The sequence below is a fragment of the Rhodopirellula sp. SH410 genome (assembly GCF_055811895.1).
Genome location: NZ_CM147949.1, coordinates 20,634 through 38,410, shown reverse-complemented (window position 1 = coordinate 38,410; position 17,777 = coordinate 20,634). Strand labels below are relative to the sequence as shown.

The 17,777-nt window shown below is 53.2% G+C and carries 14 protein-coding genes and 1 pseudogene; 2 read left to right on the top strand and 13 right to left on the bottom strand.

Annotation, left to right across the window (positions count from 1 at the left end; genetic code table 11):
- Positions 1–42: 42 nt before the first annotated feature.
- The 3 genes from SH410x_RS00115 to SH410x_RS00105 all read right to left on the bottom strand — a co-directional run bounded on the left by SH410x_RS00115 (position 43) and on the right by SH410x_RS00105 (position 3,906).
- A complete protein-coding gene (locus SH410x_RS00115) occupies positions 43–669 on the bottom strand; it encodes an acetyltransferase (RefSeq protein ID WP_473673544.1) in 627 nt (208 codons plus the stop codon).
- Positions 666–2,579: a sugar transferase gene (locus SH410x_RS00110; protein ID WP_473673543.1), complete on the bottom strand. Its 1,914-nt coding sequence runs from the start codon at positions 2,577–2,579 to the stop codon at positions 666–668. The genes SH410x_RS00115 and SH410x_RS00110 overlap by 4 nt, the downstream gene beginning before the upstream one ends.
- 256 nt (positions 2,580–2,835) lie before the next feature.
- The gene (locus SH410x_RS00105) at positions 2,836–3,906 is read right to left on the bottom strand and encodes an SDR family NAD(P)-dependent oxidoreductase (protein ID WP_473673541.1); all 1,071 of its coding nucleotides are present in this window, start codon (positions 3,904–3,906) and stop codon (positions 2,836–2,838) included.
- A gap of 21 nt (positions 3,907–3,927) precedes the next feature.
- On the opposite strand from SH410x_RS00105, the gene SH410x_RS00100 reads away from it, so the two are divergent.
- Positions 3,928–4,059, top strand: coding sequence for a hypothetical protein (locus tag SH410x_RS00100; protein ID WP_473673540.1), 132 nt, complete (start codon positions 3,928–3,930; stop codon positions 4,057–4,059).
- Between the two features lie 441 nt (positions 4,060–4,500).
- Here the strand turns inward: SH410x_RS00100 and tnpA are convergent, their stop codons facing one another.
- The 8 genes and pseudogenes from tnpA to SH410x_RS00060 form a co-directional block, all read right to left on the bottom strand.
- The gene (gene tnpA, locus SH410x_RS00095) at positions 4,501–4,953 is read right to left on the bottom strand and encodes an IS200/IS605 family transposase (RefSeq protein WP_473673538.1); all 453 of its coding nucleotides are present in this window, start codon (positions 4,951–4,953) and stop codon (positions 4,501–4,503) included.
- A gap of 346 nt (positions 4,954–5,299) precedes the next feature.
- Positions 5,300–6,421: a non-hydrolyzing UDP-N-acetylglucosamine 2-epimerase gene (gene wecB / locus SH410x_RS00090; protein WP_473673536.1), complete on the bottom strand. Its 1,122-nt coding sequence runs from the start codon at positions 6,419–6,421 to the stop codon at positions 5,300–5,302.
- Positions 6,422–6,696: 275 nt separating this feature from the next.
- On the bottom strand, positions 6,697–7,827 hold the full coding sequence (locus SH410x_RS00085) for a polysaccharide biosynthesis C-terminal domain-containing protein (protein WP_473673535.1): 1,131 nt from the start codon (positions 7,825–7,827) through the stop codon (positions 6,697–6,699).
- A gap of 37 nt (positions 7,828–7,864) precedes the next feature.
- Entirely contained in the window at positions 7,865–9,019 is a 1,155-nt protein-coding gene (locus SH410x_RS00080; protein WP_473673533.1) for a glycosyltransferase, read from the bottom strand.
- A 3-nt stretch (positions 9,020–9,022) separates the two neighbouring features.
- The gene (locus tag SH410x_RS00075; RefSeq protein ID WP_473673531.1) at positions 9,023–10,246 is read right to left on the bottom strand and encodes a glycosyltransferase; all 1,224 of its coding nucleotides are present in this window, start codon (positions 10,244–10,246) and stop codon (positions 9,023–9,025) included.
- Positions 10,247–10,327: 81 nt separating this feature from the next.
- Positions 10,328–11,668: a hypothetical protein gene (locus SH410x_RS00070; protein ID WP_473673529.1), complete on the bottom strand. Its 1,341-nt coding sequence runs from the start codon at positions 11,666–11,668 to the stop codon at positions 10,328–10,330.
- 283 nt (positions 11,669–11,951) lie between these two features.
- Positions 11,952–12,098, bottom strand: a pseudogene (locus SH410x_RS00065) (DapH/DapD/GlmU-related protein); the annotation flags it as partial.
- A gap of 341 nt (positions 12,099–12,439) precedes the next feature.
- Positions 12,440–13,849 carry a lipopolysaccharide biosynthesis protein gene (locus tag SH410x_RS00060; protein WP_473673527.1) on the bottom strand — a complete coding sequence of 470 codons (1,410 nt, stop codon included), beginning with the start codon at positions 13,847–13,849 and terminating at the stop codon, positions 12,440–12,442.
- Position 13,850: 1 nt separating this feature from the next.
- On the opposite strand from SH410x_RS00060, the gene SH410x_RS00055 reads away from it, so the two are divergent.
- A complete protein-coding gene (locus tag SH410x_RS00055; protein ID WP_473673526.1) occupies positions 13,851–14,225 on the top strand; it encodes a hypothetical protein in 375 nt (124 codons plus the stop codon).
- A 188-nt stretch (positions 14,226–14,413) separates the two neighbouring features.
- Here SH410x_RS00055 and SH410x_RS00050 read toward each other — a convergent pair whose 3' ends face one another.
- Together SH410x_RS00050 and SH410x_RS00045 are read right to left on the bottom strand one after the other, a co-directional pair.
- On the bottom strand, positions 14,414–14,569 hold the full coding sequence (locus tag SH410x_RS00050) for a hypothetical protein (RefSeq protein WP_473673524.1): 156 nt from the start codon (positions 14,567–14,569) through the stop codon (positions 14,414–14,416).
- 137 nt (positions 14,570–14,706) lie between these two features.
- Positions 14,707–16,701 carry a polysaccharide biosynthesis protein gene (locus SH410x_RS00045; protein WP_473673522.1) on the bottom strand — a complete coding sequence of 665 codons (1,995 nt, stop codon included), beginning with the start codon at positions 16,699–16,701 and terminating at the stop codon, positions 14,707–14,709.
- Between the last annotated feature and the right edge of the window lie 1,076 nt (positions 16,702–17,777).

Here is a 17,777-nt window from a genome sequence, read left to right as displayed (position 1 = left end):
TGAGTCTAATCGAAATTTGCTGAAATTCACTGCAGCACGCAATTATGTGCTACCGCGTCGAGATCGTGCCGGCACCCCGACCGCGATCACGCCGGCGGGCAGGTCGCTCACCACCACTGTCCCCGCACCAACGGTCGTCCACGCTCCGACCCGCACCGACGGCACCATGCAGGCACCAATCCCTATGAAAACACCAGCATCCAACTCACAGTGACCGGCGAGATTGACACCGGGTGCCACATGACAGAAATCATCAATGCGGCAATCATGATCAACCGTGGCCCCCGTATTGATAATGCAGTGCTCACCAATGCGTGTCCCGGCTTGGACGATGGCTCCCGCCATCACCACACTGCCGCGCCCGATCGTGACCGAGGCGTCGACGATCGCTGTGGGGTGAATGATCGTGGCCCAATCAAATTCAAATCGCCGCACAATTTGTTGGCGAATCCGGTTATCCCCTATTCCAACCACCGTGGGATATGACGTCGCTGTGATTAGAACATCGCCGGGAGCCACCACAGGGACACCGGCGAGCTGCGTGCCGTGTTTCTCGACATTGTCATCAAGGACAGCGCCAACTTGCCGACCAAGCGATTCGATTGCCGCAATAATTACCCTGGCATGCCCTCCCGCTCCAATGACGACATATTGCTGACAGCTGTTCATATAGTCTTCTCCATCGACGACGAACTGCCCGTGAATACCGGCATTGTCACGTGCTCATCGGCGCTCACACCGTCGCGGCGGAACACCTGCCAAACCGTCATCCATAGAATTTTCAAATCCAGTACAAAAGTGCGATTCTCCACGTACCAAACATCGAGCTCAAACTTCTCTTCCCAACTGATCGCATTTCGCCCATTGACCTGCGCCCATCCGGTGATACCCGGCCTTACTTCGTGCCGCTGCATCTGATATTCGGAATACAGCGGCATGTACTGCATCAGCAAAGGGCGAGGGCCCACCAGACTCATGTCGCCTCGCAATACGTTCCAAAGCTCAGGCAGTTCGTCAAGACTCGTTGAACGCAGCAGTGCCCCAAATTTCCCCAGACGATCAGAATCAGACCTCAAACTCCCGTCCTGATCCAGCTCATCGCTCATCGTACGGAACTTTCGCATCAAAAAGGGCTTGCCATGGCGTCCCGGACGCAACTGACTAAACAACACTGGGCTACCCAGGAATGCCCGAACAAGTAACGCGAGCAAACCTAACAATGGACTTAGGATGGCCAATAGAACACACGCAACTGCAAAATCGGCTGCCCGTTTTATGCGATCAAATCGGTCGTGACGAGAGACTCGATTTTCAGCAATTGCGGATCGTATCATGTCCGCAACGCGGCCCGTGAGCATCACCCGGGAATACTTTGTCAACGCGGCTTGACGCCCTGCAAGTCCGAATACTTGTCGCTCATCCGGCGTCATCACATATAGCTTGCGGATTTCCTCTACCATTGCACTCGGGTTATCCGACGGACAGACCAAACCCGCTCCAGCCTCCGCCACGACATTTGCTGCTTCACCCTCAATCGCCGCGAGCACAGGCTTACCGCATGCCAGATACGAATAAACCTTGTGAGGAATCGTCATTTTAAACAAGGGTGTACTCCGAAGATGTACCAGCAAGACATCTGATATCGCGTAGTAACGACTCATTTCTGATCCAGGCTGCCGATCTATGAAAATGACATTCGTAATCCCTTGTGCCGCAACTTGTGTCTTGAGATTACCTAGTTCACTGCCGTCTCCGATAAACACGAACTGTATCCCTCTCTCCGCTGAGAGCATTACCGCCGCTTCGATAACCGTTGTAAGATTTTGCGCGAGACCAATTGCTCCGGCAAAAACGATATTGAATTTCCCATCCATGGAAACGGACTTGGCAAGTTCGTTATCAACAGGCGCAGGGCAATAGAGATCTGTGTCAACCCAGTTGGGAATGACGTCGATTTTTTTTCTAATGACACCTCTTTTCATCAACGCTGAGCGAAATCCGTTTGATATCACACGTACATAACTCGCGCCACTGTAGACTCGATTAGAAATCCATCCTACCAATCGCAACGCTAACCCCGCGTCGACCATCCCAGTGGCGGATAGCGTGTCAGGCCATAGATCTTGAACCTCGATCGTCATGGGAATTCGGCGCAGGAAACTTAGCCAACGAGCTGCGCTACCGACCGTTACTAACTGATACACATGAATCGCATCAACTTTAGGGGACACCCATGGACCGATCACGGCGACTGACAACGCAAAACTCAAAAGGTTAACCGCGCGAGCAATGCCATTCCTTCCATGTGCGCAGTACAGCGGAAGACGAATCACATTGACGCTCCCAATACGTTCCGTACTCCACAGCTTCATCTGGTAGCCGTCGTACAAACACCCATGTGGGTAATTGGGGAAGCCTGTCAAGACAGTCACGTCCAATCCGTGATCACCTAAGGACTCCGCCAGTTCCTGAACGATTCCGGTCGGCTCAGGCGGAAAGTACTGGCTGATCAGAAGAACACGGCGTTGCGTCACCTCTGTCTTCTGTCGGTCTGACGAACTACTGCTGTTTGATAACATTACTTTGACGTACCAGATTGCCTATACATACATGTCCATCGAATTCTACCGATCACCAACAAGCGATACACGGCAGGCAGTTCCCGAAGCCAACTATGCTACACGTTGAGAGCCGTTTGCAACCACAAAACTCAGATGGATTTATGAATGTGCCCCCATGCCTGCCTCCTGCAGAGTCCTGGAGGCATTGGTCCGGATTGCAGCGATCGCTTTGGCACCGTGCGAAAGCCCCCCCCCTACCACCAGAACTACCTTCCTATCTAACAACCTTCGATTCCTCAGTCATCGGCCGCTCCATCTCCCACAGTCGAAGTTCTTCCTGGACCTCAGGAAGAGCAGCAATCACGTCTTCCGTCTCCTTCACAGTCAACTGGCGTGTGTTGTGTGACGTGTAATCGTCGATCTCTGCCTCACGCATGTCGCCTTCAGTGAAATACTGCTTGTACTTCTGGTAGTTCAGATCGCGGCCGTCCGCTTTGATGCGGTAGTAGTCGCCCATGTCTTCTGCCCGGGCTAGCTCTTCACGGGTCGCCAGTGTCTCATAAATTTTCTCGCCGTGACGGATGCCGATCGCCTGGATCGGAACCTCAACACCAAACAGATTCTTCACTGCCGTCGCCAAGTCCTCAATCGTGCACGCGGGTGCCTTCTTAATGAACAGGTCTCCTTGTTCCGCGTTCTCAAACGCAAAGAGAACCAACTCGACCGCCTCGCTCAAGGCAAGTAAAAACCGTGTCATGTATGGGACGGTTACCGTCAGGGGATTGCCCGACTTGAGCTGCTTGATGAACAGAGGAATAACGGACCCCCGTGAGCACATCACGTTCCCATACCGCACGAGCGATACGACCGTGGCCGAATCCTCCAGATGGAACGTGGTGGCAAGGGCTACTTTCTCCATCATCGCTTTGGAGATCCCCATCGCGTTGACGGGATAGGCCGCCTTATCGGTGCTCAGGCAGATGATTCGATCGATGTTATGCTCGATCGCGGACGTGACCACATTATGGCTGCCCAGAATATTCGTCTGCACCGCCTGCATCGGGAAGAACTCACACGAAGGAACCTGCTTCAGTGCAGCGGCATGGAACACCAGATCCACACCGTTCATCGCTTGATTCACACTTGTCTTGTCACGCACGTCACCAATGAAGAATTTCAGGCGAGGATTCGAATACTTAATCCGCATCTCCTCCTGTTTCAATTCGTCGCGGCTGAAGATGCGAATTTCCTCGCAGTCTGTATCCAAGAGTCGATCAACAGTCGCTTTGCCGAACGAGCCGGTGCCGCCAGTAATCAGGACGCGTTTTTTTGAGAGTTCTTTCATTGATTATCTCCTGGTTGTGTGATGTTATTGAAGCGTATTATTTCAATTGTCGGCTGGATGGCCGAGTGGTTTTATATCCGGCGGCTGACGCCGCCGGCAGTTCATGTTCCGCCCTCCGGGCTGGGGAGGGTGCGTGTTCTCGATCGCAATTAGCCCAGAGGGCGACTCGCCCCCCGATTAGCCCAGCGGGCGACACAATCATTGCCGGTGGCGTGAGCCACCGGTTTGGCTGCCCACAAACCCGATTAGCCCGGAGGGCGACACACTGACCGCGTGTGGTGGATTGTGCCGCCCTCCGGGCTGGATGGCCGAGTGGCTTTGCATCCGGCGGCTGACGCCGCCGGCAGTTCATGTGCCGCCCTCCGGGCTGGGGAGGGTGTGTGTTCTCGATCGCAATTAGCCCAGAGGGCGACTCGCCTCCGATTAGCCCAGAGGGCGACTTGTTCCCGATTAGCCCAGCGGGCGACACAATCATTGCCGGTGGCGTGAGCCACCGGTTTGGCTGCCCACAAACCCGATAAGCCCGGAGGGCGACACACTGACCGCGTGTGATGAATTGTGCCGCCCTCCGAGATGGGGGCATCCCTACTAATTTTACTCCCACAGATATCGCTCGTCGAATTCAAGTTCATGATTTTTTAGCATCGACAGAAATTCGGTTTTAAAGTCTCGTTTGGCGTGGTGTTGCAACTGGCCATCGATATAGCTCACCACTACTGCCTCCTGCGAGCGACTGACCGTGAACGCACCGTAGCCATCCTGCCAGTGGAATTTCAAAACGGCGTCTCGTGTCTCGTTAATATGCTTGCTTGTGTTAGACTTTAGCATCCGAACGAAGTCAGCGACCGCCACTTTTGCGGGAATTCTCACCAGGACATGAGAATGGTCGAAATAGCCGCCAATTCTGACGGCATGACCGCCAAGGTTCTTGCACACGCCAGCCATGTAACTCCAAGTATCGTCGCGAAATTCGTCATCTCGCAGTAACGGTCGCCGTTCTTTAGTGCTAAACACAAGGTGATAGAGAAGATGTTGATGTGAGGACATGAGGTTAGTCTATCAAATGAATATACCTTGTATCGCCCTCCGGGCTGGGAGGATGAATGGTCTTGGTTCCAACTAGCCCAGAGGGCGACACAACCATTGCCGGTGGCGTGAGCCACCGGTTTGGCTGGTCAATACTCTGCCAGCCCAGAGGGCGACACTCTCATTGTTGGCTGAGGGTTGTGTCGCCCTCCGGGCTAGCTGTTTGTGAGCCAACCTGAAACCGGTGGCTCACGCCCTCCGGCAGTCCATGTGCCGCCCTCTGGGCTGAGAATGTGTGAGTGAGGTGGCTGACGCCACCAGTAGCTCGTGTGCCGCCCTCCAGGCGGTACACACGCTTGCATCCACCCTACGACTTTTTCCAAACAACACGGTTAACATAGTCCGTATAGCTCAGAATAATTCGAACCACCTTCTCCGAGACATTCGGCTTGCTGTAATCCTGCACGATCCGCAGGCTTCGCTCCTCGCCCCTGGCTTGATGCTCGAGCACGCCAATGGCTTCACGGATCCTCTCCCATTCGAGTCCGGTCATCATGACCGACGCTTCTTCCATACCTTCGGGCCGCTCATGGGCGTTGCGAATATTCAACGCCGGGAAATTCATAATCGACGATTCTTCGTTGATCGTCCCGCTGTCACTGATCGCCACCCTCGCGTTGACTTGGAGCCAATTGTAGTCGGAGAACCCGAATGGCTTCAGGAACCGAACCCGCTGATCAGATTGAATTCCTTCTGCCTCTAACTTCTTGCGGGTGCGGGGATGGGTGGAAACGATCACGGGCAGGTCGTAGGTTTCGGCCAAGTTGTTCAGGACTTGGCACAACTTTGCGAATTGATCGGGATCGTCAATATTCTCTTCACGATGCGCGCTGACGATGAAATACCCGCGTGGCTCAAGTTCCAACTTGCTCAGTATCTTGCTACTCTGAATCTTCGCCAGGTAGTGATGCAGCACCTCGAACATCGGGCTGCCAGTCTTGATAACCCGGTCGGGCGGCAGCCCCTCGTTCAATAGGTAATCGCGTGAAATCGTACTGTACGGCATGTTGATGTCGGCAATATGATCAACAATCTTGCGGTTGATTTCTTCCGGCACGCGTTGATCGAAACAACGGTTTCCAGCCTCCATGTGGAATACGGGAATCTTGCGACGCTTGGCTGAGATCGCAGCCAAGCAGGAATTCGTATCGCCCAGAATCAGCAGCGCGTCTGGCTTTCGCTCAGCGAGCAAGGCATCCGTCTTGCCAATGATCAGCCCAATGGTTTCAGCAGCATTCTTGCCAGCCGCCTCCAAAAAATGGTCTGGCTTGCGGATCTCCAGGTCGTCGAAGAACACCTGATTCAACTCGTAGTCATAGTTCTGGCCGGTATGGGCAATCTCGTGATCGACATAGCGGTCCAAAGCGGCCATCACACGCGAGAGCCGAATGATCTCGGGCCGCGTACCAACAAGCGTCATTACCTTCATGAGTGAATCTTATAGAGAGCGAATGAGTATGTATAAAATCTTCAAGCTTCAAGCTTTTAGCCCAGAGGGCGACAGATACTTGCCGGTGGCGTCAGCCACCGGTTGGAGCAGCGAAAGCACTGCGAGCCCAGAGGGCGACACAGCAAAAAGCTGATTCGAAATTGTGTCGCCCTCCGGGCTGGGCATTTTTTGGAGGATGGTGCTCCGGTGGCTGACGCCACCGGCAAGTACCTGTCGCCCTCCGGGCTGGAGGAAAGCTAGAAGCTAGCAGCTCTTCACACCACATCAACCGGCACGTAATACGTATCCGGACGATCGAGATCGAGGGTTTCGCAGACCCAGAACACCGTGATCATCTCAGTGTCGCCGACGTTGGTAATGGAGTGCGTATAGCCGGGAGGGATATCGACAATTCGATAGTCCTCGCCGCGCACTCGAATCTCGATGACCTCCGTTTCGTTGACATGTCGAAAACGAATGAGACCTTCCCCCGCGACCACCATGAACTTTTCGGTTTTGGTGTGGTGATAGTGCATGCCCCGTGTGATGCCAGGCTTTGTTCGGGAGATGAAGATTTGTCCGAACTGAGGCGACTTGATGAGCTCCGCCAAATTGCCACGATCATCGGAATGAATCTTCTGTGGGCCATACTCCCAGCGTTCCTTCGGGAGATACGACAAATAGGTCGCATAGAGTTGTTTGTTAAACGCGACCGAAAAGTCAGGCAACTGCTGCGTGACTTGCATGTCCCGGAAGAACTGAATCTGAGCCGCCAAGTCACCTAACGAAATTCGATGCGATGGGATCGGATCGGGATCAACCATACCGCGGGTCCGATCCGGCCTGGTCAACATCTCATCAATGAAGGCCGCCACAACATCGTCCACGTAGGCTAAATCAAGCTGATGATCAGGATTGCTAATCTCGATCGGCAAGCCGTTGGCAAAGTTATGGCAGAATGTTGCCGTCACGGAATTGTAGTTAGGTCGGCACCATTTCCCGAACAGGTTCTTCAACCGAAAAATAGAAACCGGAGAGCCCGTTTGCTCGGAGAACCGCTGCAGAATCTCTTCCCCATGCCGCTTGCTTTCGCCATACGGGTTGTCAAGCGCCGCCTGAATAGAGGAACTCATGATCACATGTGGCTTCTTACCACTGGCGGCGATCGCCTCAACAAGCGTTTCGGTAAAGCCCGCATTGCCGGTCTCGAAGTCCTCGACCTGCTCGGGTCGATTGACGCCCGCAAGGTGAAAGATGACATCGGCATCGGCCACCCAGTTTCGAAGCTGAACCTTAGTGTTCTGAGTACCGTACAACTGAAGACTCACGTCATCTCGCTGCGACAGGTGCGCTACCAAATTGCGGCCAAGGAATCCCCCTGCACCGGTAATAAGTATGTGCCTCACCAGACTTCTCCTAAAGCTACGCTAAAACAATTAGAACTTACTTGCACAAACGAACCTCTTTTTCCAAGATACCGTGCACGGCATGGGCCATCTCTTTCCAACTCTTGGGGTATTGTTCCATCTGCTTGAGCCCCGCCTGCGTCAATCTCGCTCGCAATTCCGAGTTTTGCATAACCTCAAGCATGCAGTCAGCCCATTGCTCCGGAGAATCGCCACCCGCATAGACCGCAGCGTCACGGCACTGCTCGCGTGCGTAAGGAAGATCGATCGTCACCTGCGGCTTCTGCCACTTCATCGCCTCAAGATGAGCAGAACTTTGCGATTCCACTCGACTCGGCATAACACACGCATCGCACGCATCATACAGCGGCTTCATTTGGGCCTTATTGACCCAGCCGAAAGGTAGGATGTGACCGTCGTCCACAAGCTGCCCCGCCCGATCGCCACCAATCATGACGATCGTCTCACGATCAAGGGTCACCGCAATACGGGCAGGTGTCCCCCTAGCTCTAAGAATATCCACTGCCTTGAAAATGACCTCGAAGTTTTTGTGCGGATAGTAAGCCGAGACATAAAGGAATGTATCGGCATCTCGCCCCATTCCACCCTCAATAAGTTCCTGCTGGCTACTTAACAATGGCTTAAAACTGAAGTTGTCATCTGACTCAACTGCCTTGGGTACTACGGCAACCTTACCTTGAAATCCCATGTTATCCCGCAGGCATTTCTTAATAATTTCCGTTTGAACGATCACAGTGGACGTATGCTTAAGCGATTGCCGGAAAAAGGCGTGAATCATTCTCAAGTGAAAGCTCCCGTACGGATGGGCTTCTCTTAAGTCTCTTAAACAGGCTACTTGATAGGGATTATTCATACTCATAACGTGCGGGATCCCGAGGTCGCAATAGGGCCCCATATTGACCGACCAAATAACATCAGGCTGAAGCGATCGCACGATACCACGTAACCCGAAAGTGTTTAGCTGAATTCGCTTGATCTCCTTTCCAAAAAAAGTCGATTGCCGAAAAATACGGACGTTGGAATGAGTCTCCAATTCGTCCGTCACAAATCCGTCGCCACAGACCACGTAGAACTCATCATCGGGATACGCTTCAACAACAGTCTCAAAGAGATGCTTCAAATTGGAAAATCCGCCGCCCCGGCCATAAAGGTAGTAGTACAGCACTTTCATATCTTACTCATCCCCCACTTGCTCGAGGCAGCTGACAACAAACGAATTGAGATTACCAACATGCGAACGGTAGTCAAACAGTTCTTTCGATGCCCAACGCGCGTTGCCCCGCATCGCCCTGCGTTGCTCAACGGACCAACCGAACCATTTTCGAATCGCTTCGACGACGCTTACCGCGGTCGCGTCCTCCAACAACACTGCTTCTTTACCATTCTGAACATATTCATTAATATCGCTTGTCCGGTTTGTAAACACCGGTAAGCCACTGGACAGACTCTCCACGAACTTAGTCGGAAATCCAGCATGTGCATATCTCATATCAGGTCGAACAAGGATAGATGCATCTCTCCTGGCCAACTCCGCCGGAATCTGCTCTTGAGGCAACTTTCCAAGACACCGCACTGACGTTCCTAGGCAATGAAGAACCCGTGCATCCTTGCCGAGCGAGTCTCTCAACTCACATTCGCTAGGTCCCAAAAGGTCAATCGTCACATCAAAGCCATTCTGCCTCGCAAGAGCGATGCCGTCGAGAACCGACGCTACGTTATCCTTTCTTCCCGGGGCCCCCGCATACACGAGACGCAACCTATCAGGAAGCATCCAATCATCCGCCGTATCACATCGCCGCCATTTCGCATCCTCAAGATCAACGAGCGGGGGCACACGAACAACAAGGCAGTTCCGCTTGCGAAAATAGTCACTCAAATAGCTACTGATCGCAATGACGTTGCCAATTCGAGGAATCACCTGCCTCTGCCTACGCTCCTGCGACCAATACGGCGGCCCGAACACTCCACCGGGAAGCTGAAACGCGTTTTGCCATTCCGTGTTATCAACAGCCAAGGCAATTCCCTTATCCCTACAGTAAGACCGGAGCCTAACCAAGAAACTGGCTGATCCGTGATACGAGATCACCATATCTGGCAAGAACTCTTGACTCCGTTCAATCCACTCCAAGGTCCGACTACCCTGCCCGACAAAGTGCTGCATGCGGCCAAAAAGAGAACGATCATTACTCACAGTTTCCTGCATCGAACGATACGAAAAACCCTGATACACATAAGCATTCCCACCAATAGAATCTTCGTCTCTCTCCTTCTCTTCTCCACCTGCAAAGAACACGTCGTGACCGGCGTCCCGAAGCGACTTACCAACCCCGAGCACGCGCGCCGCAGCAGCATCTCCGTCAGGAAAACGAAACATCCCTACGTAGAGAATCTTTGCCATAACAACCCTCCCAACACAAAGAACACTGACTTCAAAACCACGACCCTCTCTAGCATAAAAGTAAAAAACCTGGAGACAGGATCACAACACAACTCGCTTCGCCGCCGAAGAGGGAGACACGCACACACAATATCCCCACGCAAGCCAGAAAAGGTTTGGAGAACCGTAATTATTAAACACAGAAGTAACAAATAAAACCGCCATAAACAAAACCGAAAGACTCACATCCCCCATATGGCGTTTGCAATGCAACTTACTACTTAGCAACCAAAGAACTCGACGAAACGATTCCCAAACGCAATATAGCATAACAAACAAACCAAACAAACCAGGAATAACCCCACTTCGCTCGGCGAAATTCAACGATAGTTGATGCGGCGGCTTATAACCACGATCTGTATCGAACGTAATTACCGGCGCTCCCAAGAATGAATGCTTGACTGTATTTTCAAGACCATCATCCGCCAATTCCTTACGATCATCTACTGCACGCTGCCATTCCATGATGGAAAAGTTACTCTGTATCGCGTCTCGCCCAGATGAAGTGGCCAATGCAGCAATTGCCAGACTAACTACAACCATAACCACGAGACTGACTCGCAGCGGATTTGCACGAAACACCGCGACCCCCTGCGGAAAAGCTAACACTGCTACACCGCCCACGAAACCGACAGAACCAGAACGCGACAAACTAGCAATAACACCTCCTCCCCCCAACACGAACAGCGTCCCGCCGACAATCGGTGGCCACACACTCCCTGAAAAGAAGAGACTGAAACCTACAGCACACCCAATAGCCGAGTAGAGCCCGTAGCTAGTTGCCGAATAGAACTGGGCGCGTTGACGCTCCTGCGAGTCTCGCGAAAATCCACCCGAGAATCGCTCGGTATCCTGACTTTCTTCACCTCTCGCAGTCATAAAGGAGTCTGTAGAAAACCGACCAAACGATCCTGGCAACAGAACAATACAGGCCGCGAGAAGCAGCTGACCAAATACCATTGAAACGAATACCCTTCTGGCCAGTTTATCGCGAGCATACGCCAGCGCAATGACCGCACACGGCACCCCGTGAGCAGTTACTTCGATCACAGCTCGCGAGGCACCTCCGCCACGCACGAACCAAGTCACACCCATGAACAGCGAAATACCGAGCGAGACAAGAGCGTAGCGAAACAAACGGCGAGACTCTTTGGAATCACTAGAATATCGCCACAGCGACGCGAGTGCTGAGCCAACCGCAGAGAACAATATCAGCCTTCCGAAATACGTAAAATACACCACACCTATTGACTCAAAGAATCCGGTCATACCCAGCGAGTCACCGCCCGTCGCACATGTCATGTAAATCGCTAAGCCAACAGGAGGATATCGGCAGGCGACGACACATGCGACAATCAGAAGTGCCAACGCGACAATAGTCATTAATAAACCTCAAAAAGTGTCGATTTGTTTCACACAACGACAGTGCCGCCCGAACCTCGAGCAGGACACGCTTTAAAAAACACCACTCACTCTACAGCATCGTCACTATAATCCGCAAACCCGCAACGCAACTTTTCCTCGCAGCACCATCCACCAAGACGGCAGCAGGACAATCTCAGTCAACTCCAAAGTGCTTTTTCAGAGCTCTTACTTTTGTGTTTCCCGACAAATGACCGAGATGCAGTGAACGTTTTTTTGCGGATGCGAGATATTCGTCGACAGTTTTAATCACGCGGGCCGGAACCCCCACAGCAACCGAGTTGTCTGGAATATCTCGCGTGACGATCGCCCCAGTCCCAATGATGACCCGATTGCCAATACTCACTCCGGGAAGAATAGTCGTGTTTATACCAATATATACGTCATCTCCGACTGTAATCGGTGCAGTCAACTCCAAGTCAGGCACTTCCGACCTTAGAATTAACGTTCCGCCGTCGTGGGTGATAAATTGACAACGAGCCGTGATGTACACATTGCTCCCGATTGTTATCAGCCATGGTTCCGTACTGAACATCCCCGGTTTCATGCCGTAGAATACAACGTTATCACCAAGGGTTACGCCGAGTGACCTCGCATACCTAATCGGAAGAAGTTTTGCATATGCTTGGTGAAATACAAACTTAGCGATACCTGTAAACTGACGAAAAATCATTTACCGTTCTCCCTGCTTTTAAAATTTCCGGTCTCAGTTTAAATATTTGCATGATACTGCTATACGCATGCTTTATCCGTAGGATTGCGTCTCAAACTATGTGCCGAAGATCGCTGGATCCAGGGCAGAATCATGATCCCATAACATATCACCATCGCCCACGGCACGCCGACACTCCCGTACAACGTCGCCATGACGAACTTTAACGCCAGAGCGATTGGCGTGAAGATCAGGAACAGGCGTATTTGGACATCAACTCTCGCTGCGGCATTCAGTACCATGAAATAGGGCGCGGCCACCGCGAGCACGAGATTCTGGCAAGCCATTCCAGCGAGCAACCACCGAGAGGCACTGAATGACGGGCCGAGCCACACGTGAAAGATTAAGGGCCCCACCGTGACTAGGCAGATGCCTCCAATGATCGCTAGCCCAGACGTGATCCTCACAACGCGGCCCGTCGTACGCTCGATCCATGCATAGTCGCCCCGCGCGAACGCCTCGCCATTGGCCGACCACATCGGCATGCAAACCATGCCCAAGGCGACTGTAAGGAGCGTCGCGACGCGAGCGACAACAGAGAAATCAGCCACGGCATTCAAGCCGCACGTTTGTGCGACAATGATAGTGTCGAAAGCCAGCCCAAAGGTCGTGAGGATAGAAAGAATAAAATACCTACAACCCAAACGCGACAAGTGGCTGACTTCCTGAAGACTTGCCGCCGCCCGCGTGGGCCGCAGTTCCGGTTTGTCGATCAGAAAGAAGTGACACCAGTTTAGAAAAAAGAAAGCAGCCGGAATCGCTCCGACAACCAATACGAGAGGCACGATACCGATCTCCCAATGAGCGATTATGACAACGCAAATCGCACTAAGCAGGTACGCACAGCATTGCCAGAGGTTCGTGCGATACCCCTCTTGTACCGCCAATTGACTCTTCTCTACCAGCGCAAAGGGAAGCTGCAGGATACGTGGGACAAATACGGCGGCAATCATGACCGAACTGAACCGTATAGTAATATCGCTCCGGGCGTTGAGTACCCTCGCCCAGGGCACAAATGGGTACAGTAAACAAAACAGACACATGATTGCGATCGCCACACAGATCAACATACAAAAGGCGGAAGATGTCAACTTTCTGCTTGTGACAAGATCCCCTCTCCCGTAGGCTTGGCTGAGTGTCGTCAATAGGCCATTGCCAAGTCCAAAGTCTGCGAAGACAAACAACTGAAAGAAGCCGACGACCGTCATCCAGAGTCCGAAGACTTCCTTGCCCATGTATGGCAACGCGAGGCTGATTGTGATCAGCGGCAGCGCCATCGCCATGACCTTCATTATTGCCGCTGTCGCGGCAGTCAGTGCCATTCGCCGCAAACGTTCTTTTGATCGGCCCTCGTCGGTCGACGTGTCGAATGGATCGAGCCGGATGAGACCACACAGGCTCGTTATCTTAAGGTAGGTCTCCGACAGCAAGATGACGCACCTATCAGGGATCGGCGTTGTAGAAAGCTCGGCGACACGGACGCTCGGAGGAAATGAGCAAGTCTTGGCCTCCGACGGCGCGCACTTCGTGCCCTTGGGTGACAGAGAAACCTTTCTCCGTACCTACTATTGGGTAACTGCGATTCCACTTCGACGACGCGATACAAAGCATTTGTGTTTCACCGACATGGACTACTTCACGCTCTGCCTCGACAATATCAATATCGCGCTGAAGCAAAATATCGAAGAGCCGGGAACAAGCCTTGGGCAAGCGGTGCCGATGAGCAAAAGTCTACTTGCTATGTCGGTTATCCAGGGGCGAAGCTGGTGTGAAAGTACAGCTTTTGTTTCGAAAGCGGCGAGATAGGGGAGATAGAACGATTGTGCGACTGGCGAGTCTGGTAACGTCCTGTTGTTTTAATGACCCGATGCAACGGCAAGTAACCCAACGTGATCCCTTGCTAGCGTGTTCAGCGACCTGAGTTAGCCCCGACGAGATGAAGAGGCCGAAAAATGGAGGGAGCAAAAACTTAACAGAAGGTGCCCTGGATATCATCAGGCTGCCAATTCGGGCAGGAATGTAACGCATTTCTTGCGGCGATTGACGACGTTTCGTAGCTTGGGACCATCGACCCGAGCGAGCAATTCATCGACCAACTGACACAATGACCACTTGGAGGGAACAATGGCTCCATCCTCCATTCGAAACATGCTTGAGAGCGTTGTTCCTCAGGGCGTACGATGACACGAGACAACCGCTCGATCCTAGCAATGAGACAGCCGGTTTGTGCCGTTCTGCTGCCCATTCGCTCGGCGAGGAAGAAAACAGGCTGAGAGCCTATTCCACGTTAGCCAACCTGAGCGACGCGTTGGTCGTCGGAAACAGAGACCGGCGTGAGGACGGAATCCTCTGTTTGCTGGTACGACGGAATCAAGCGGATGATAGCAGCGCGAACGACATCGGGGTCGCCGTCGGCAATTGCGATGAGCTTGTCGAGCTTGCCCCTGACGTCCGAGCCACGGAATTCACTGGCGTAGGCAGCGTGAACTTTGGCGTGCGTGGTTGAGACGGTGGCCTCATCATCGAAGTAGAGTTCTTCGTAGAGTTTCTCTCCAGGTCGAATACCGGTGAATGCGAATTCGATACTGCCTTTGGGCAGCCCGCTGAGGGCGACGAGGTCCTCGGCAAGCTGCACAATCTTGATCGGATCGCCCATGTCGAGCACAAAGATCTCACCACCCCTGCACATCGATGCCGCCTGAATCACCAACTGCGAGGCTTCAGGGATCGACATGAAGTAACGCGTCATCTGTGGGTCGGTGATCGTGATGGGGCCACCGTTGCGGATTTGTTTCTGGAAGATCGGGATCACGCTACCGGCACTGCCCAACACATTCCCAAACCGGACGACAGCAAACTTCGTGCGGCTGGTTTGGGCAAACTCGTACACAATCCGCTCGGCCAAGTGTTTCGAACAGCCCATGATGCTGGTCGGATTCACGGCCTTGTCGGTGCTGACCATGACGAAGTGATCGACGCCAAACTCATCGGCGAGCGACGCGATGGTTTTGGTTCCGAGGATGTTGTTCTTGACCGCTTCACCGGGATTCAGCTCCATCAGCGGCACGTGCTTGTGAGCGGCAGCGTGGAACACGATCTCGGGTGAACGAGAGCGGTACAGGCGACGCATACGAGGTTCGTCCGTAATGTCCCCGATCTCGATGTGAAGGATCACACCGAGTTCATCAGCGAGCGGCTTGAGTTCACCGTGAATGGCATGGATTCGGTTTTCTCCGCGACCGAGTAGCACCAGCTCGGTGGGACGGAACTGAATCGCCTGCCGGCAAATTTCGCTACCGATGCTCCCACCGGCACCCGTGACAAGCACCCGTCGGCCTTGTAATAACGATGCCACTTCGTCGGTATCGAGCTTGACGGGATCACGCCGCAGCAGGTCTTCTATGTTAAGGGGGCGTAGCGGAATTTCTTTCGTTCCGGCCATGGCGTCCTCGAACCGTGGCAGCACACGGACGCTCAACCCCGCTTCAATGCACTGATTCGTTAAACGCCGCAGCGACGTTCCATCGAGCGCCCCTGTTCTCACTAAAACATCCGATGCACCGATTTTCTCAGCGACCTTAACGACCTCACCCATGTGCCCAAGGACGGGCACGCCACCGAGAATCGCTCTATGACGAAATACAGGCGAAATCGCCAGCAGGGCGTTCACGCGGCATGGCATCGAATGATTGGAATTGATTTGCGAAGCCAGCAAACCCGCGTGATGGTCGGTACCAATCAACACCGCGGGACGCTTTCGACGACTCGACAATGTATTGCCCAATATCTCGTCGACGAGCCGCCAGGTACACCGGAGACCTCCGACGACAAGAACAGTCAACAATGCGTCAAGAAGGATCGTCAGCCGCGGGATTGCGCCATTGAAGGACAGCACAAAATAATCGAGAAATGCGACCGCGAGCATCGAGATCAAAGTGACCTTCAATAGCGATCGCAGGTCAGAGAACGTGACGTATCGCCACCAACCATGAAAATGAGATCCGAAATAGAATACCGCCAACTTGACAGTCACCACAGGGCCGAGTGTTGTCCAGAACAGGTTCGTATTATTCACCGAAGCCTGAAAGTTGAATCGGGCAAAGAACGCAAACGCGTAGATAGCCGAGAACATGCCGACATGGAGAGCGATCAGGATCGGCAGACGCACTGCCGACTGCTGTAGGATTGGTGCCACGAAAGCCACCACTCGACGGTATCGTGATTCAGCAGCCGCCCCGCCCACGAGGCGCCGGTCATTGCCAGTGTCATTGAGAGTTGCCAAGGGTTCAGACTTGATAGAGTGAGTAGGGGATGGAACCGATCAGGTTCGCTATGAAGTATCACCGGCGACGAAGCTTCTTCGTTTAACCGCCTGCCCATCGGGCCGCGTGTATTCGGGGAACGCGCGGGGCGATGCCTATGCGGTTAAGAAACGAGCGGAAAATTACTGTCTGATATTGTGGCCGGACGCTCTGCGGTCGAGCATTCCGACCGCGGAGCGTTCGGCCACTTACTTTCCACTCGTTCCTAAACGACATTTTGTCAAAAACTTACGTCACCCTCTCCGATGGACGCACAGTCAAGCGTGTTCGCACGCGCTTAAACCACCTTTTGTGAAAAAAATTACCTTTAGGAACCTGTTACGAAAAACTTCACGCCCCTCCGTGGAACTATTGCGACCGGCCCCGCTTGCGTGCGGACCGAAATCTTCCACCGATCACGACTAAAGGTGCTTTCCCTGGCACATAACGAAGTCTAGTTCAGACGGGATGAAAAGCAAGTTCAACGGCCAGGAAAACCTTAACGATAAGGCAAGGTAGGCAGGGCCTTGGCTTATCGATCTTCTTGGCTGCTATTGCCTCAAGGGTGAGTCGAGTGCCATATGGCACCGAGCAGCAACGCCAGTCCAACCACCTACAAGCCCCGGCGGATTACGTGGCATAGGCTTCCAATTTCCGTATCGGCCTCAGGGCGTCCGATCCCCAGAGAATTTCAATAACTGCGAGTGACGCCGGTTAAGACGAGTGGCAATCCTACGGATCATCGGTTTACTTAGGAACGAGCGAAAAATTACTGTCTGGTATCGTGGTCGAACGCTCCGCGGTCGACCATTCCGACCGCGGAGCGTTCGGCCACTTTTTTCCGCTCGTTCCTTAAGTGTAAGCACCTGTGCAGAAGTTTTTGTATGGAGCTTAACCGATGGACGTTCGCCCCGGTTCTCGAAATGCTCCGCGTTTCACGCGGTAACCGGGGCGAGCGTCCATCGGCTAAGCTCTGGGTTCTATCCCTGAACTTAGGCGCATGTGGGTAGTTGCTTATCGCCCCGGACTGGAGCCCGGGGTGTTTGCATGTCGTGGC

Bases quoted from the DNA above. Each gene is read 5' to 3' on its own strand.
- SH410x_RS00075 (WP_473673531.1), bottom strand. From the start codon at position 10,246: ATGGCAAAGATTCTCTACGTAGGGATGTTTCGTTTTCCTGACGGAGAT.
- SH410x_RS00105 (WP_473673541.1), bottom strand. From the start codon at position 3,906: ATGAAAGAACTCTCAAAAAAACGCGTCCTGATTACTGGCGGCACCGGC.
- wecB (WP_473673536.1), bottom strand. From the start codon at position 6,421: ATGAAGGTAATGACGCTTGTTGGTACGCGGCCCGAGATCATTCGGCTC.
- SH410x_RS00100 (WP_473673540.1), top strand. From the start codon at position 3,928: ATGTTATTGAAGCGTATTATTTCAATTGTCGGCTGGATGGCCGAGTGG.
- SH410x_RS00110 (WP_473673543.1), bottom strand. From the start codon at position 2,579: ATGTTATCAAACAGCAGTAGTTCGTCAGACCGACAGAAGACAGAGGTG.
- SH410x_RS00115 (WP_473673544.1), bottom strand. From the start codon at position 669: ATGAACAGCTGTCAGCAATATGTCGTCATTGGAGCGGGAGGGCATGCC.
- SH410x_RS00055 (WP_473673526.1), top strand. From the start codon at position 13,851: ATGACGCACCTATCAGGGATCGGCGTTGTAGAAAGCTCGGCGACACGG.
- SH410x_RS00080 (WP_473673533.1), bottom strand. From the start codon at position 9,019: ATGAAAGTGCTGTACTACTACCTTTATGGCCGGGGCGGCGGATTTTCC.
- tnpA (WP_473673538.1), bottom strand. From the start codon at position 4,953: ATGTCCTCACATCAACATCTTCTCTATCACCTTGTGTTTAGCACTAAA.
- SH410x_RS00050 (WP_473673524.1), bottom strand. From the start codon at position 14,569: ATGTTTCGAATGGAGGATGGAGCCATTGTTCCCTCCAAGTGGTCATTG.
- SH410x_RS00070 (WP_473673529.1), bottom strand. From the start codon at position 11,668: ATGACTATTGTCGCGTTGGCACTTCTGATTGTCGCATGTGTCGTCGCC.